Raw genomic sequence first — 15,353 nt, forward strand, 5'->3', positions numbered from 1 at the left:
TTTGTTGATTCAACAAGATTCTTTAAATGATCTAAAACTGGTGCGCTAATATTAAGCAAAACTCATCGTTCATATTAAGATTAGATTTCTAAATGGCATATACCTTGGATTGTTATTTATAATTTTCATGTACCCATAATAATTCATTACCCTTTTTCGGTAATAAATTTTTTTTATGAAAAATATTACGTACTTTTGAAAAAGATTACCCTTTTTCAGTAACTATAATTTGATGAAAGTAAGTTTCGGTAGTAATAAATTAAAGAAGCAAATGAGCTCGGCATCAGAGATTAAGCGTGCTTTTGGTGTTTTTGCTAAAAAAATACAGCAACGTCTTGATGAAATGCTGACTTCGCCGAATCTGGCTGTACTGAGAAAGATTCCAGCCGCTAATTGTCATCCATTAAAGGGTAACCTACAAGGAGAATGGGCGGTCGATATTTCAGGGAATTATCGGATCATTTTTGAGCCGGATCAAGACCCTTTGCCGAGAATGGAAAACGGCGAAATTGAAATCATTAAAATTACAGATATCAAAATTCTAAGAACAACAGACTACCATTAAATGGCCCTAAAATTAAAAAAGATGAACATGATAAATGACGAAAGAGAATTATTGTCGAAGCCGGGGGATACCATTTTGGAAACAATCGAGTATTTAAAAATGAGCCAGGCGGAACTCTCTGAACGTATGGGTAAGAAACCATCCAAAATAAACGATATAATTTCTGGTAAAGAGCCAATTACAGTCAATACTGCTTTGCAATTGGAAATGGTATTAGGAATTGACGCTCAATTCTGGCTAAACCGTGAAGCATTATATCGAGAGAGACTAGCGAGAATTGAGCAAGAAGAATTCCTCGAACAATGTAAAGAATGGCTGCAACAGCAGCCTTTGAAAGAATTGAAAAGTCTTGGATATATAAAGGCAGAAAAAGCCGGACCGGAAATGGTTAATGAATGCTTACAATTTTACGGCGTAGTATCACCCAATCAGTGGGAATCTATTTATATCGCAGATTATGCTGCAACTAACTTCAGAAAAAGCGGTGCGCACGCTACAGCTCTTGGAAGTATGGCGGCTTGGTTGAGGATTGGCGAACTCGAACTGCAAAAGATAAAAATACCTGAATTTAGCAAAGACAATTTCAAAAAGTCCCTTGAAGTAATTAAGGGTATTGCTAAAGATCATCCAGAAGATTTTGCTATCAAATTAAGAGAAATTTGTTTTGAAGTGGGAGTTGCATTAGTTTATTCGATGAGTCTCCCAAAAGCTCCAATAAGCGGCGCAGCAAGGTGGATCGGTGGGCAACCATTAATTCAAATGACAGATCGTTATAAAACGAATGACCACTTTTGGTTTACTTTTTTTCATGAGGCAGCACATATTTTGCTTCATGGAAAAAAGGATGTTTTCATAGAGGAATTTCAGGGTGTAGAAAATGACCAGGTAAAGGAAAATGAAGCAAATGAATATTCTGGCAATATGCTTTTGCCTAAATCTGCAACTGAGGATTTACCGGAATCTATCACTGAATTGGATATTCGTCGGTTGGCCAAACAATATAATACACATCCTGGGATAGTTGTAGGTCGGCTACAAAAACTCCAACTTGTGCCAAGGACATTTGGAACTAAATTTAAAATGCTAGTAAATCTGGATAATGTTATGAATGTCAAATAAATCAGAATGAACTGATTATTAACACGTAAAAATATGGCTGGGGAATTTATGTACATGCCGGTATTTAGGTTGAGGACCCAAGAAATTAATGTGCTCACAAGCTTTAATTTCGGCGACGAAATGTATCCTTGTTTGGAAGTAATCCGGGAATATCTCGATGTGAAAGACGCTGCAGTTGAAAAGCCGTTTGAGGATACCTATATGCCAATTATCAATAGTGTTCGCAGTAAAAAGGTATTCCTTGACCTGCCAGCTCAAATTAAAGAAAAGCAGGGTATGCAGGAAGATGTGCTCTCGTTTTTTACAAAAGTTGTAGCTAATATGGATACCCGGACCCAATATATGCTCAAATTTAAAGACCGTGCGGATAAAATTATTCCAGTAATATCGACCTATCATAATCGTAACAATCTTTCAAATACTATTGTAAAGCAAGAAATTGATTTAAGAGACTCATTTAATTCATTGGCATTTAGGACCTTTGAGCTAACAATAAAAAGCGATATCCAACAAATAAAGTTGGTTGCCCAGCCCCAAGATTTTTTAATAGTGGATATTGATGATTATGAAGCAAATCCGAATGATGAATATGTCATCCAACCCATCATGGAGCTTTTAGCCGATTTCGACACTTGCCCGGTTATTTTAGTAAGGAATGCCGTTTGGAGTTCAATTACAAATTCCGGATTAAAGCACAAGCAAGTCGTACCGGAAATAAACAACACGTTAATGAACAACTATAAACGTATAAGATGTCAGTGTTTTGGCGATTATGTAGGAATAAAAAAAGATGGGATCAATACAGCTAGAGGTAGAAGTCCTGGTTTTATTTTTTACGACCCTGTTGAAAATAACTCCTATGGCTTCAGAGGTTCTGATGCTAGGCTTTTCGAAGATTTTGAGACCATCATTATTCCAGATGTCTATAATTCAGCAAGTGCTACTAGAATGCAAAACTCCGGGGTGGGGTATCTCCATCGGGATAACTTTGGCTGGCAGATGATAATCGAAATATTAAATGGCGATAGGAAGGGCAAAAGTCCCTCGACATATAAGCGTATCGCTATGGAGCACTACCTTCACTGCTTACGAATTAAAATTGAAACCGGACAAATCTAGCTTTGAAAGTAAATATGTTTCGGCTCGATATTGGCATTAAAGAAAAACTGAATATCAAGTGGTAGGATTTGCTCAGCTCGGCACTTAACAAAATTCCAGCGATATTGATAACGAGTTTTAAGTGCTTCTTTAAATTTTATATTGATACTTTCCGGACTGTTCTCCCGTAAAATATCGACCAATTGCCATTTTCCAAAAGAGAATATCAATTCTTTCTTTGTAAGGAGTGTTAGTTGAAACTCAGCGTCTATTTTTTCATTATACGCGCCCGGTTCGATTATCTTTTTTTTTCCCCGATGAATTGTGATTATACCATAATGCTCTGGAACGATTTGACGGGCATTTTTTAAATGACGTTCATCGATTACGATATTGTTATATTCAAACGCTTTCAAATAGTCTGTGGATTGTTTGGAGAGCTTTTGAAGTGTATCTAGGCTTGATTTAATTTCATATCCGGTTGTGACGCCATTAATAGTTAGAAAGTCAAGTCTACTATTATTTACGTTTATTTCAAAGGCTGCAATAACAGGCTTTAGTTTAAATGCCTTGAATAAGGCATATTTGATGGCTTGCTCCCCGTGATACTGATCGAGCAAATGGTTATTAATACGCTGGTGAAGTTCGAATTTCGGTAAAGACATATAATCTTCTAGCGGATGAATAAGCGAAACTAGTTCCTGCAATTGCGGAAGATAACTCAAGGCGTGGTATCTTTTTGCAATATGCTTTATGACAGTATGGTTATTATCAGAAGCTTTCGCTTTTTTCATATCGTTTGACAAAGGGCTTTCAAATTAAAACTTTAAATCGACTTTTACGAATTGTATACAAAATTTGATAACTCTATCATCAATTCAAACAATAAAATTGCATCAAAATATATTTTTTCATACCTTTGATGTAACTCATTTGCATTCAATTAGTTGCAAAAAATAGGTGAGCATCTGGTGAGCACCAGGTTTTTAGAAAGTAAAAACATTGATTTTTAACGATATAAGGGATAGGTTCGAGTCCCGTCCATTCCGCAACAAAGCCTCACAAATTGTGAGGCTTTTTATTTTATGTCGTTTTACGTTTATATAATACAAAGCAACCACGAATTCTAACAGTATATCAAGTACGATTGATGTTTTGAAAGAAAGCTTTGGGGGACTGGCCTGAAAAACTCCGAAAGTCTTTGATCAGATGGTTATCATCATAATAGCCATGTTCTAAAGCTGTTTGCAACAGCGCTTTGGAAGATAATGAATCCAAACTGCGATAAGCATTCAAAAAGCGTCTAAGCAATAAATAGTCTTTCGGGGATACACCGATGTGCTTTTTGAAGTTTCTTTCCAACCACTTGTAGTTTAAGCGTACACCAAATGCTTTTGCCAGCTCCTTGACGGTGAGGCTCCGTCCCTGCTCAATATGATTAATTAGGTCTCCTAATAGATTTGGAAATGCAGTTGCGCATATCCTTTGGGATAAAAAGTTAGTTGCTACTTCAACTTTATGCTCAATAGAGGCATTGCTGTAAAAGTCATTATTGAAAACGCTAAAATCATCAGTGACAATTTCCACTAGATCAAAAACCGGCTTATGCTTAAAGACATTTTCACTAATATTGAACAACTTAAAAAAAGTAATGGGGTTAAAGCGAATAACAAAAAACTCTTCAGTACTGATGGAGGATTCACAATAGATGTTTTTTAGAAGACCGCCGCAAACCCATGCATTGCCAATATTTATGATATCACCTTTTAAATTGATCAGCATCTTACTTGCACTGTGCTGCATCAAGGTAATTACGGGATAACCATCATTAAAAAAGAGTTGTCTTCCATACAAATCCTGAGTTTTAAATAAATAAAACCCTTCAACGAAATCTCTTAAGCTTTCCGGTGGGCTTATCCTGGTAATAAGCGCATCATTAGGAGTGCAGATATGTCTAAAAAAATTGATAGGCATAATGCGAAGATACCAATTTGTTGATTAGCCAACAGATGTCTAATTTATACTGTCAGGGATAGCTCAATGGCGATATTTTTGAAGCAAAATAAACATGACGATAAATAACGAAAAAGAACTTCAGGGAATGCGGGCCATTAGCGAAGCTGTAGCTGTGACCTTAAAGGAAATGCGGGCATATACCCGGCCGGGAATGAGTACAAAACAATTAGATAATTATGGAGGCCAGGTATTGAGTACTTTCGGTGCGCGGTCTGCTCCGCAGCTTACGTACAATTTTCCGGGATTTACTTGCATTAGCTTAAATAATGAGGTGTGTCACGGAATTCCCTCAAATGATCGGATCATACAGGATGGCGATGTTATAAACATTGATGTTTCTGCCGAACTGGACGGTTATTGGTCAGATAACGGCGGTTCTTTTATAGTTGGACAAGATCGCCATGAAAAAAAGCACCTGGTAGATACCTCGCGGGATGTCCTTAAAAAGGCAATCAATAGCATTAAAGGCGGTGTAAAAATCAATGAAGTTGGCGGACTGATTGAAAAAGAAGTCAAGAATGCTGGTTACAAAGTGATAAAAAACTTAGGTGGACATGGCATTGGAAGGGGACTCCATGAACAACCGGACACTATTTTGAATTACAAAGACAGGATTGATGAAAGACGGTTCAGAAAAAACAGTGTTGTGGCAATTGAAACATTCATCAGCACAGCCTCAACCTGGGCTGTGGAGTTAAGTGACGGATTTACGCTTGTGGGGGACAAAGGCGGGTTTTCAGTACAACACGAGCATACCATTGTTGTAACAGATGGCTTGCCGATTATCCTGACCGAAGCCAATGGAATTTGGGATTAAATGATAAATGCCAAAGATTAATTAACAATACCCATTCGGCAAACAGAAAGAAAGCGCCCAATATGGGATACCTGGTTTAAGCGCATACCACAATAATGGCCAATCAACAATTAGTCCGGGAGGTGTCTGGCCTAAGAGATGCTCCATGCCAATGTTCTATGTTCGGGGAACATCGGATTAACGTCAACTTTATGAATTAATTAAATAGGTTTCCCTCTTTCCTGATAGTAACCTGATCCATCTGTCACCAAAAGTATCTATCCGCCGGGTTGGTAGTGCCACCCGGTAACTACAAGGAAAGTCCCGGTTGCTGATTGATCGGCTAAGTACACATTGTGGCAAACGTGACGGATGGCTCGTTGGGAGACGTTTTAGGACGCTTTAAATCGTATACTTCCAAAAGCTATTTGAACTGATCGCCAATAATGCAAATGAAAGCAGGCGGAAGCCGAGCAGTGTAGCCCATTCGTTGAACGCGATCGGGCTAACGTGTTCGATCCTAAGAAGGACTTTCCCGCCGCTACGCAGGCAGGCTCGATCTGACCTCTATCCGGTCGAATCGACCATTTCCGAAGGTGCTTGGACGTTTGACATGCTGAAAACAAGATTGACTGCGTCCTGTTATGTCAAAGCGGATGTTTTTAGATAGTTCAATGATAAGTATTAACTCTAAAAATTAAAAAAATGAAAACAGTAGTGTACGGTAACATCACTTCATTAAGCGGGTGTTTGCTGATCAACAAAAAAGGAGGTGTGTTATGAAGGCGATCGTTGTAACAGACCAGGCTGCAGGAACAGCCGGGATGAAACTGGTGGAGTTGCCCGAGCCGCAGGCGGCCATAAACGACGTTATCGTTCAGGTTTACGCGTCGAGTATCACCGGGGACGAGCTGTCGTGGCCGTCGACCTGGACCGATCGCGCCGACCGTGACCGGACGCCGTCGATCCCAGGCCACGAACTGGCCGGAGTGGTCACCGCACTCGGCTATGGCACAACTGGGCTGTCGGTGGGACAGCGGGTATTCGGCCTTACAGATTGGTATCGCAACGGCACCCTGGCGGAGTATGTAGCCATTGAGGCGCGCAACCTTGCGCCGCTGCCGGGCGACGTTGACTTCACGGAGGGCTCTGCTCTCGTGATGCCAGGCTTGACCGCGTGGCAAGGACTGTTTGACCACGGCCACCTTCGGGCGGGGCAGCGCGTCCTCGTGCATGGTGCGGCTGGCATAGTCGGTTCGATGGCGGTCCAGCTCGCACGTGAGGCCGGCGCGTACGTCATCGGCACCGGGCGCGGTGCTGCTCGTCAGGCGGCGCTCGACTTCGGCGCACAAGAGTTCATTGACCTGGATAACGACGCCTTAGAAGATGTCGGCGAGGTCGATCTGGTTTTCGATGTCCTCGGCGGCGACATCGCGAAGCGGTCTGCGGGCCTGATTCGTGCAGGAGGAACGCTGGTGACCGTCACCGGCGCGATCGAGGCGCGGCCCGCTGATGGTCTGATTATTGACTTTGTCGTTGAATCAGATCGTGCCCAGTTGGGTGAGATCGTCCAGAGGTTCCGGGAGGGACGTCTGAGGACGAACATCGGCAATATCGTTACGCTCGACGACGCGGTTGCGGCATACAACTCGACCGTTCGGGTCAAGGGCAAGACGATTATCCGGGTTCGCCCGTAAGTACTCGGGGAGGTCGAACGGTCTTGGCCTCCCCGTGGATGGGTATATGGATATTCCGGTAGGCTTGATCATGCTATTCCGTGCGCTTTAGAGCACCGGGTTGTGTTGGTAATTATGGAAACCGCAATTAACAGGCAATAGATTAGTATGGTCAAAGTGTTTCGGAAATACCTGTTTGCAATTCCGGAATGAGGTGGTCAATGGCTCCGGAATATCCACCTACCCGTTCAAACATAAACGTGCGTCCGCTTGAACGCAAAAGACCTGGAGCGTCCACGTGCCCGGGAGCATTTAAAACTACCCCTACTCAACCACTCTTGTTGTAAGGATAACGTCCACCCCTCCATCATATTGCGCATAAAAAAATATAGTTGAAAAACCGTGTTTTGATCCGTTATACCTCATATTTTTGGCTTTGCACATCTCTAAAAAAGCCGCCAACATGATCCCGGAAAACAAAAAAGCAGGAAAAAACATAAACACATATGTACTTGGTTTTCAGGAAATCGACAGGTCAAAATTAATGGTTGCAGGCGGCAAGGGCGCTAACCTGGGCGAACTGTCAGGGATCAACGGGATCCGGGTGCCGGAGGGTTTTTGTGTAACTACTGAAGCGTATAAAAAAATAACCGGAAACAACGCGGAGCTTAGCAGCTTGCTGGATGAATTAACGCGCTTTAAGGCAGAAGAGCGGGAAAATATCAGCCGGATCAGCGCAAAGATTCGTATGTCCATTGAAAGCGTACCCATTGCAAAGGATCTGGCAGAAGAGATTGAGATTTATCTTACAAAGTTTGGTGAAAAAGATGCCTTTGCTGTACGGTCGAGCGCTACGGCGGAAGACCTGCCGACGACCTCCTTTGCAGGCCAGCAGGATACATATTTGAACATTATCGGGAAGGAGGCCATCCTAAAGCATATCAGCAAGTGCTGGGCATCGCTATTTACGGATCGTGCGGTGATTTACCGCATTCAAAACGGCTTCGATCATCGTAAAGTGCACCTGGCTGTGGTTGTTCAGCAAATGGTGTTCCCGCAGGCGGCAGGGATTTTGTTTACCGCCGATCCCGTTACCGGTAACAGGAAAGTGTTATCTATTGATGCCAGCTTCGGACTTGGTGAGGCCATGGTATCGGGCCTGGTGAACGCTGATAGCTATAAAGTACGTGGTGGTAAGGTTACCGATAAGAAAATATCCGCCAAGAAACTGGCTATTTATGCCTTAAAAGATGGCGGTACAAAAGAACAAGCTATTGAGCCTGCGCAGCAGAATAAGCAAGCGCTGACGGATGAGCAGATCTTACAGCTTGAGCGCATAGGCAGAAAAATTGAAGAACATTTCGGCAGCCCCCAGGACATCGAATGGTGTTTGGCCAGCGACACATTTTATATTGTCCAAAGCCGGCCGATCACTACTTTATACCCAATTCCTGAAGCGAATGACCAGGAAAATCGCGTTTACGTTTCTGTCGGTCATCAACAAATGATGACCGACCCCATGAAGCCATTGGGATTGTCTTTATGGCGGCTAACAGCTGCCCGACCGATGTTTAAAGCTGGCGGAAGATTGTTTGTTGATGTAGCAGCTAACCTGGCGTCACCTGCCAGCAGAAAAATGATAATAGATGTGATGGGAGAACACGATCCGCTTATAAAAGACGCTCTTATAACCATCACAGACCTCGTGGATTTTATAAAACCGGTACCAAATGATAAAGAAGAAGTGAGTCTCATCAAAAGCAGTTCAGGTAAATCGTTCGCGGAAATTATGGCACAAATCAAGAACGATCCGGCAATAGTTGCTGATCTGATCAAGCGTAGTCAAATATCGATAGAGGAGTTAAAACAAAACATCCAAACGAAGTCAGGAACGGATCTGTTTGATTTTATCCTGGAAGATATTCAGCAATTAAAGAAAGACTTATTTGATTCGCGAAAGAAGGGTGTTATTATGGCTGCTATAGATGCTTCAACGTGGCTCAATGAAAACATGATGAAGTGGTTAGGTGAAAAAAACGCAGCAGATACACTTTCTCAATCTGCACCCAACAATATTACTTCGGAAATGGGCCGCGAGTTATTAGATGTCGCAGATGTGATCCGTCCTTATCCAAAAGTAATTGAGTATTTACAACATGTAAAAGATGATAACTTTTTGGATGATCTGGTTAAGTTTGATGGCGGGCAGGAAACCCGGGACGCTATCTATGCTTATCTCAGCAAATATGGAATGCGATGTGCCGGAGAAATCGATATTACTAAAACGCGTTGGAGCGAAAAACCGGCTACACTTGTGCCCTTGATCCTCAGTAACATCAAAAACTTTGAGCCGAATGCCAGCAATCGGAAATTTGAGCAGGGACGACAGGAAGCTTTGAAAAAAGAACAGGAGTTATTGGATAGATTGAAGCAATTACCGGAAGGGGAACAAAAGGCCAATGAAACAAAACAAATGATCAGCCTGCTGCGGAATTTCGCCGGTTATCGTGAATATCCAAAATACAGCATAGTTAATCGCTCCTTTGTTCATAAGCAGGCTTTACTGAAAGAGGCCGAACAACTGCTGCAAGCCAGCGTTATTCATGAAAGGGACGACGTATACTATCTCACTTTTGAAGAATTTCGCGAAGTGGTACGCACAAATAAATTGGATCACCAGATCATCAGCAAACGAAAAGACGAGCACAAATTATATGAAAAACTAACTCCGCCACGTGTTATCACGTCTGACGGTGAAATCATTACAGGTGAGTATAAACGAGAAAACCTCCCAGCCGGAGTTATTGTAGGTCTGGCTGTTTCTTCCGGAGTTATAGAGGGACGGGCACGTGTCATCTTAAACATGGAAGATGCTGATATAGAAGATGGAGATATATTAGTCACCTCATTTACTGACCCTGGCTGGACACCATTGTTTGTATCCATAAAAGGCCTGGTCACCGAAGTTGGTGGATTGATGACCCATGGAGCAGTTATCGCACGTGAATATGGCTTACCGGCAGTTGTAGGAGTGGAGAATGTTACCAGGCTGATTAAAGACGGACAGAGAATCCGGGTGAATGGAACGGACGGATATGTAGAAATACTATAACACGGTCTTCTATCCTGTCCGCTGTTTTTTGTTAGTGAAGCAAAAAGAAGTGGACGTGGGAGGGAAGACCGTGTTAGCAAACAAGACAACGAGTACATTGACCTTAAAAATTTGGCGGATCTCCTCTAAACTCAGTTCTTCTGCCGAGCCACCTATAATCTCAGGCCCTTGATAGTCATTGAAATGCGATAAAGCAAATTTCAATGACTTTTAGGGGCAATCCGGGCGCAGGAATAAGAAATAGCTTAAATCTGACGATGCGGTAAATTGATCAGCGTAGCTCCCAGGCTCATTGTTTTGAGATTACAGGAGTTACACCTTTAGGACCGTACCAATCTATGGTCGCCACATAATTAGGTAGCCGGGCATTCCTTGACCGCGCATCTACAAGCATTTTATCACCCGATGGCAGCAATACGCCAAAATAAGGGGTGATCCTGCCTTGCCTGTAGTCGGTGAGGGACTGATGATCCAGATCCCAGCTGTAATCGTCATTATAACCATACATGAATACCCTGGCGCCTTGTTGCAAATAAACAATCTCAAGCACCCCGATATTGGTACCCGTTTGTTGTTGTATGAAAAGTCCGTTTTTGGTATAAGATGTCACCCCGTTAGTTGCAAAAATAATACTGCTCAGGTCGGGATACCAATAGCCATTAACTGGTCCCGCATTAACATAGGGGCCGCTCCAAGTCGTTCCCTTCACGGAAACCCCTGTTGACGGAAATAAGGCTAACTTATACGTGTGCGAACCAGGCGATATGTTATTAGGGTCGTTAGGTGCCATAACCAGGTCTTTTCGGTTGGCAATTGATATTATTTGATCTCCTCCGATGTCAGGAAAATTTACGCTGATGTGCGTACTTCCATCTGCAACGCTGTCGATCTTACTGATCGTACCTTTGATACTATCCGCTGCTGTGAAATATATTCCATCGGTGGTTAACATAAAAAGGGAATATATGGTAATGCTGTTATCCGCATTAAATTTCATGGAGCTAGGCTGTGGATATTGAGCGCGACGACCATCATCAGTACCTGTCCATTCAGTATTTTTCAAAAAATCACTATAAGTTTTTTTTACTGGCGTTGGTGCCGGTGTATTACCACTTTTTTTGCAGCCGGCAACACCAATCATAAAACAGATCATCAGCATGACTTTTTTCATATTTTTCAATTTATTAGAAGATTATATATCAAACTAAGCAAAGAGAACCAACCCGGCGAATAGCCGATATACAATGTAAATACGTGCAGATCTCAATGGGTTTTCACTTGCCACGCAAATCTATACTCCTTATTTTTTTTAGGATTGTAAAAAAGCGCAAATTTTGGTACTTTTCCGCATAAGGTGATTAACGGCAATTTTTATGGCTGCTCAAAGATTTTACCCGCACATAGCCCTTCGTGAATTTGTTTCAGGATACATCCTTAATGATTATCACAGGGATGTCTTGGTGGATAATGACACTTGTATATATCCGGCAGGTTCGGCAATGTTGTGCTTCAGCTTAGATCGTCCGTTTTTATTTAAGGAGATATGTTCGGGCCGTATAATTAAATTTACCAGGTTCAACTTCATTCCTCAGTTTAAACAAGCCCGGTTTTATCAGGTTATTGACTCCCCCAGTAAAGTACTGCATATTGTATTTAAGCCTTACGGCGCATACCGGCTATTGGGCATTCCGCAAAATTGTTCGTTTGACGAACATGGGACTGCTTTATCGGATATGTTGACGAATCAGGTCACCCCTTTGTTAAACCGGATAGAAGATGCCGCTGATGATAGTGATCTGATCATCCAGTTTGTGAATGAATGGCTGGAAGCTAAACTTGTTAAGCATAGCAGTATTGATGTTAGTCGTATTCGTCATGTATGTACATTGATCGAAGCCAATTTTGGTAACTTACCTATTGGACGGTTAGCACAATATGCGGGGTTTTCAAAAAGGGCGTTGGAATACCGGTTTCAGGAGCAGGTTGGACTATCGCCTAAATTATTCAGCCGCATCTCCCGGTTCAATTCATTGCTTGGATTGATCAAAAGTGAGCAGGTTACCAACTGGCAGGAACTGGTTTTTAAATATAATTATTTTGATCAGGCTCATTTTATTAAGGAGTTCAAGTACTTTTCAGGAAATTCCCCAACCCAATTATCATCAATTCACCCTATTTTGACGACGAATTATTGATGTTAAGATGTTAGAATAAAGTATAGCTCTTTGTTGCAGGTAAAAATGAATTGTATCCTGTGCCACAAAACCAGATCGATATAATCCACGGAAATATAAAACAAAACCCTGGTTATTAATTAATCTTGCATACCGACGAATAATGTATGCATGATAGTAAAATTAAAAGCCCGATAAATGTACTGTCTTATCGGGCTTTTATTATATAGTTTAACATGCGAAATACGCATGTCTGGCGGGTACGCTAATGCAATTTCAATATTTCTAAAATATTGGTGGTTACTTTTCTTCCTTGTATTAACGCTGTATCAATAGAAGGCTGATAATGTATACCTGCATAAAATCTGGAATTTCCTGCATCTTCTCCAATCGCTTTGAACGAAATAAATGTTCTTGGAGCAAAACCCATATAATCATAGGTATGATCTGTAAAGTTGCCAATGTTACCAAAGATTGCAGTAAGCGCATCAGCTGTTGCTGACGATATAACAGCATGAGCTGAAGAATATTCAGGATGTGCCGGAGTACTAAGTGTTGAATTCCAGGTTGTAAAGCCCATTACATTACGTATATAGGTTATGGGACGTACCTGGTTATAATGATATTTAGTTTGCCAGCAACTAATGGATGCATCATTTAAACAAACACCAGTTACAGCATATGCAAGGGCTGCTTTTGCAATCGAGGCATGGGTCTGTTGTAATACTTGTTTTAAAATACTTAGCCAATGGCCGGGCGAGGTAACGCCTGGAATATCTCTCCAGAATAGTGCCATGCTTATTTGTTCCGGTGTAAGATTTTGTGAAGCATCATAAAGTTGTTTTACCATATGGAAAAAGGGTGAGGATGGTTCTTCTGAATAAGGAATAGGCGCACCCGGTTGTGTATTAATAATACTGCCTGCAACAGCTGTCCTGTTGTTGCCCCAATAGGGTGTGATGGCTTTTGCAAATGCAGGCGGTGTTGACACCCATAACCCAAAGCCAATTGGCGGAGTATAAGCATTGTTTGCATTTTTATATCCATCTGTTTCTGACCAATTAAAAACGACGTCTGCAATAGATTTTCCAAATGAATTTGACCGGGTTATAACTTCAGCATTACTAATGGACCGGAATGAGTTGTTCAAAGCGGTCTCCAAAGAATCAATGGAAGCTTTATCAGCAGTGTTGGCTGTGGTAAATATGTCCCTGTTCATAGTGGCCAAAGCGGTATTAACACTGGCAGGCCAATAATAAGATTTAGATTTATCCGTTACGGGCAATCCTGTTAATCCATTCCATTTTCCACTTAAAGCTTCACTTTCGGGAAGGCCGGGTGTCAATGCTTCAAGGGCTGCTATGCCAGAATAAGCATAATACCTGGAAAAAGCAACATTTGGTATTCCGGTAGCATCACGCATTAAACGTAATTGCATTACTATCCATTTTCTTATTATTTCAGAAGGATACGTTTGTGCATTTTTTAGATCAGATGAAGAAGATGAAAATGAGGATGGAAATGAAGATGAGGATGAAGTTGGAGAAGTATTAAGACCTTCTTTTTTACAGGACATAAAACTTGTCAGCAGGGCAAAATAAAACAGCGTAAAAAAAATCCCTCTCCGGTTAACTATAAAACATAAATGATGTTTTACAGTAAAGTTTTTTCCTTCAGTCAAAACTTGCCGGGAATCATTTGGCATCGTTAATGTTTTCATTTTGAGTGTTTTTAGGTTTATTTATTTACATAAAGGTCAAATATGTATAATGACAAATCAACTGCATAAATGTGCAGGATATGGGATAGGAATGAGCTATAATAGTCGGCTACCTACATAGATATGTGCCTATGCCTAAGTATTAATGTTCATTGCATTTTCCTAAACGAAAGGAGAACATTTGCTTAAGTTCGTTGCCGCCTTAGAGTTTTGTTTTAACTAGAGAATATTCTATTTTTTTGATCCTTTTAGAAGATGTGTACAGAAGTATTTAAAATGATACCCTCATATTTTTTTAATTTTCTTTATAACATCCATATCCCCATCCTCAACTCTTAACACTACGAAGTGATTAGCATCTTCAAGATTAACAATCCAGAAAGTTCGTCCTTCAAAATTTATTTTGATAGTTGAGTTAATTCCATAATCGAAATATGTACTTTTCACAATAGTTCTCAAATCGGCAGGCATCTCCTTTTCTTTTCCATAAACAATAAGATACAATAACCGGCCACCCCTTGTAAACTCCGCTTTGTTTTTTTGGTTATCCAGAATAAAATTGACAATAAAATTTTTATTAGCCTCAATCCATTCAGGTGCAACAGCGCCTTTAAATAATTCTTCGAATGAATCTGAAACCTTTTTTGTTATTACCGTTTTACTCGATGTGCCAGAAATAGCAACCTCTTTCAGTTGAATTTGAGCAGATGCACTTTTTGTTCCTGCTGTGAATATCAATCCACATAGAAGGATGGCAATGATTAACTTTTTCATGATTTTTAATTTAATTGTTAAAGAAAAAAGCTTCATGTTCTATTATTTATTACGTAAAGTTCGAATATGGATAATAGCAAATCAACAGCATAAATGTGCAGATTACGGGATGGGAATACACTATATATAGCCTGCTACCTGCATATACGTGCCGATACTCAAAGTGTTAATTATCAAAAGGTTTTTAGTTAGGCAATGTTCAGCCTAGCAAGTAGCGAAGAAAAGTAAACTTGTTTTTGATTTTTCTTTAACTTTAAATTTATTTGAGTTTAAATTTTTCCTATAGAGGCCAATTAAGTATAA

The 15,353-nt window shown here is 40.9% G+C and carries 12 protein-coding genes; 7 read left to right on the forward strand and 5 right to left on the reverse strand.

All coding sequences use genetic code 11. The annotated features are described in order from the left end of the window. Positions 1 to 232 precede the first annotated feature (232 nt). Genes JWQ54_RS03515 through JWQ54_RS03525 form a run of 3 tightly spaced genes read left to right on the forward strand, consistent with a single transcriptional unit; the run spans position 233 to position 2,803 of the window. On the forward strand, positions 233 to 565 hold the full coding sequence (locus tag JWQ54_RS03515; protein ID WP_299580284.1) for a type II toxin-antitoxin system RelE/ParE family toxin: 333 nt from the start codon (positions 233 to 235) through the stop codon (positions 563 to 565). Next, positions 566 to 1,684 (forward strand): HigA family addiction module antitoxin, encoded by a 1,119-nt coding sequence (locus tag JWQ54_RS03520; protein ID WP_299580287.1) that lies wholly within the window; start codon positions 566 to 568, stop codon positions 1,682 to 1,684. It abuts the gene before it with no gap. A 33-nt stretch (positions 1,685 to 1,717) separates the two neighbouring features. Continuing rightward, positions 1,718 to 2,803: a hypothetical protein gene (locus JWQ54_RS03525; protein WP_299580290.1), complete on the forward strand. Its 1,086-nt coding sequence runs from the start codon at positions 1,718 to 1,720 to the stop codon at positions 2,801 to 2,803. Here the strand turns inward: JWQ54_RS03525 and JWQ54_RS03530 are convergent. Together JWQ54_RS03530 and JWQ54_RS03535 are read right to left on the reverse strand one after the other, a co-directional pair. After that, positions 2,800 to 3,576 carry a sce7726 family protein gene (locus JWQ54_RS03530; protein WP_299580293.1) on the reverse strand — a complete coding sequence of 259 codons (777 nt, stop codon included), beginning with the start codon at positions 3,574 to 3,576 and terminating at the stop codon, positions 2,800 to 2,802. The two genes, JWQ54_RS03525 and JWQ54_RS03530, sit on opposite strands and share 4 nt — an antisense overlap. A gap of 343 nt (positions 3,577 to 3,919) precedes the next feature. Then, on the reverse strand, positions 3,920 to 4,756 hold the full coding sequence (locus tag JWQ54_RS03535; RefSeq protein WP_299580296.1) for a helix-turn-helix domain-containing protein: 837 nt from the start codon (positions 4,754 to 4,756) through the stop codon (positions 3,920 to 3,922). A 94-nt stretch (positions 4,757 to 4,850) separates the two neighbouring features. Here JWQ54_RS03535 and map point away from each other — a divergent pair, with 94 nt between their 5' ends. The 3 genes from map to ppsA all read left to right on the forward strand — a co-directional run bounded on the left by map (position 4,851) and on the right by ppsA (position 10,382). Continuing rightward, complete coding sequence (map, locus tag JWQ54_RS03540) at positions 4,851 to 5,615, forward strand: type I methionyl aminopeptidase (RefSeq protein WP_299580299.1); 765 nt, start codon at positions 4,851 to 4,853, stop codon at positions 5,613 to 5,615. Positions 5,616 to 6,373: 758 nt separating this feature from the next. Continuing rightward, complete coding sequence (locus JWQ54_RS03545) at positions 6,374 to 7,291, forward strand: NADP-dependent oxidoreductase (protein WP_299580302.1); 918 nt, start codon at positions 6,374 to 6,376, stop codon at positions 7,289 to 7,291. A 442-nt stretch (positions 7,292 to 7,733) separates the two neighbouring features. After that, positions 7,734 to 10,382, forward strand: a complete 2,649-nt coding sequence (gene ppsA, locus JWQ54_RS03550) for a phosphoenolpyruvate synthase (RefSeq protein ID WP_299580305.1) — start codon at positions 7,734 to 7,736, stop codon at positions 10,380 to 10,382. 289 nt (positions 10,383 to 10,671) lie between these two features. Here the strand turns inward: ppsA and JWQ54_RS03555 are convergent, their stop codons facing one another. Beyond that, positions 10,672 to 11,553, reverse strand: a complete 882-nt coding sequence (locus JWQ54_RS03555) for a hypothetical protein (RefSeq protein ID WP_299580308.1) — start codon at positions 11,551 to 11,553, stop codon at positions 10,672 to 10,674. Positions 11,554 to 11,755: 202 nt separating this feature from the next. Between JWQ54_RS03555 and JWQ54_RS03560 the strand changes: the two genes are divergently transcribed. After that, complete coding sequence (locus JWQ54_RS03560) at positions 11,756 to 12,577, forward strand: AraC family transcriptional regulator (protein WP_299580310.1); 822 nt, start codon at positions 11,756 to 11,758, stop codon at positions 12,575 to 12,577. A gap of 244 nt (positions 12,578 to 12,821) precedes the next feature. On the opposite strand, the gene JWQ54_RS03565 is transcribed toward JWQ54_RS03560, so the two are convergent. Both JWQ54_RS03565 and JWQ54_RS03570 read right to left on the reverse strand, forming a co-directional pair. Further along, a complete protein-coding gene (locus JWQ54_RS03565; RefSeq protein ID WP_299580313.1) occupies positions 12,822 to 14,276 on the reverse strand; it encodes a vanadium-dependent haloperoxidase in 1,455 nt (484 codons plus the stop codon). A 285-nt stretch (positions 14,277 to 14,561) separates the two neighbouring features. Continuing rightward, a complete protein-coding gene (locus JWQ54_RS03570; RefSeq protein WP_299580316.1) occupies positions 14,562 to 15,050 on the reverse strand; it encodes a hypothetical protein in 489 nt (162 codons plus the stop codon). Between the last annotated feature and the right edge of the window lie 303 nt (positions 15,051 to 15,353).

Origin of the sequence: Mucilaginibacter sp. (assembly GCF_028288225.1) — a bacterium.
Taxonomy (GTDB): domain Bacteria; phylum Bacteroidota; class Bacteroidia; order Sphingobacteriales; family Sphingobacteriaceae; genus Mucilaginibacter.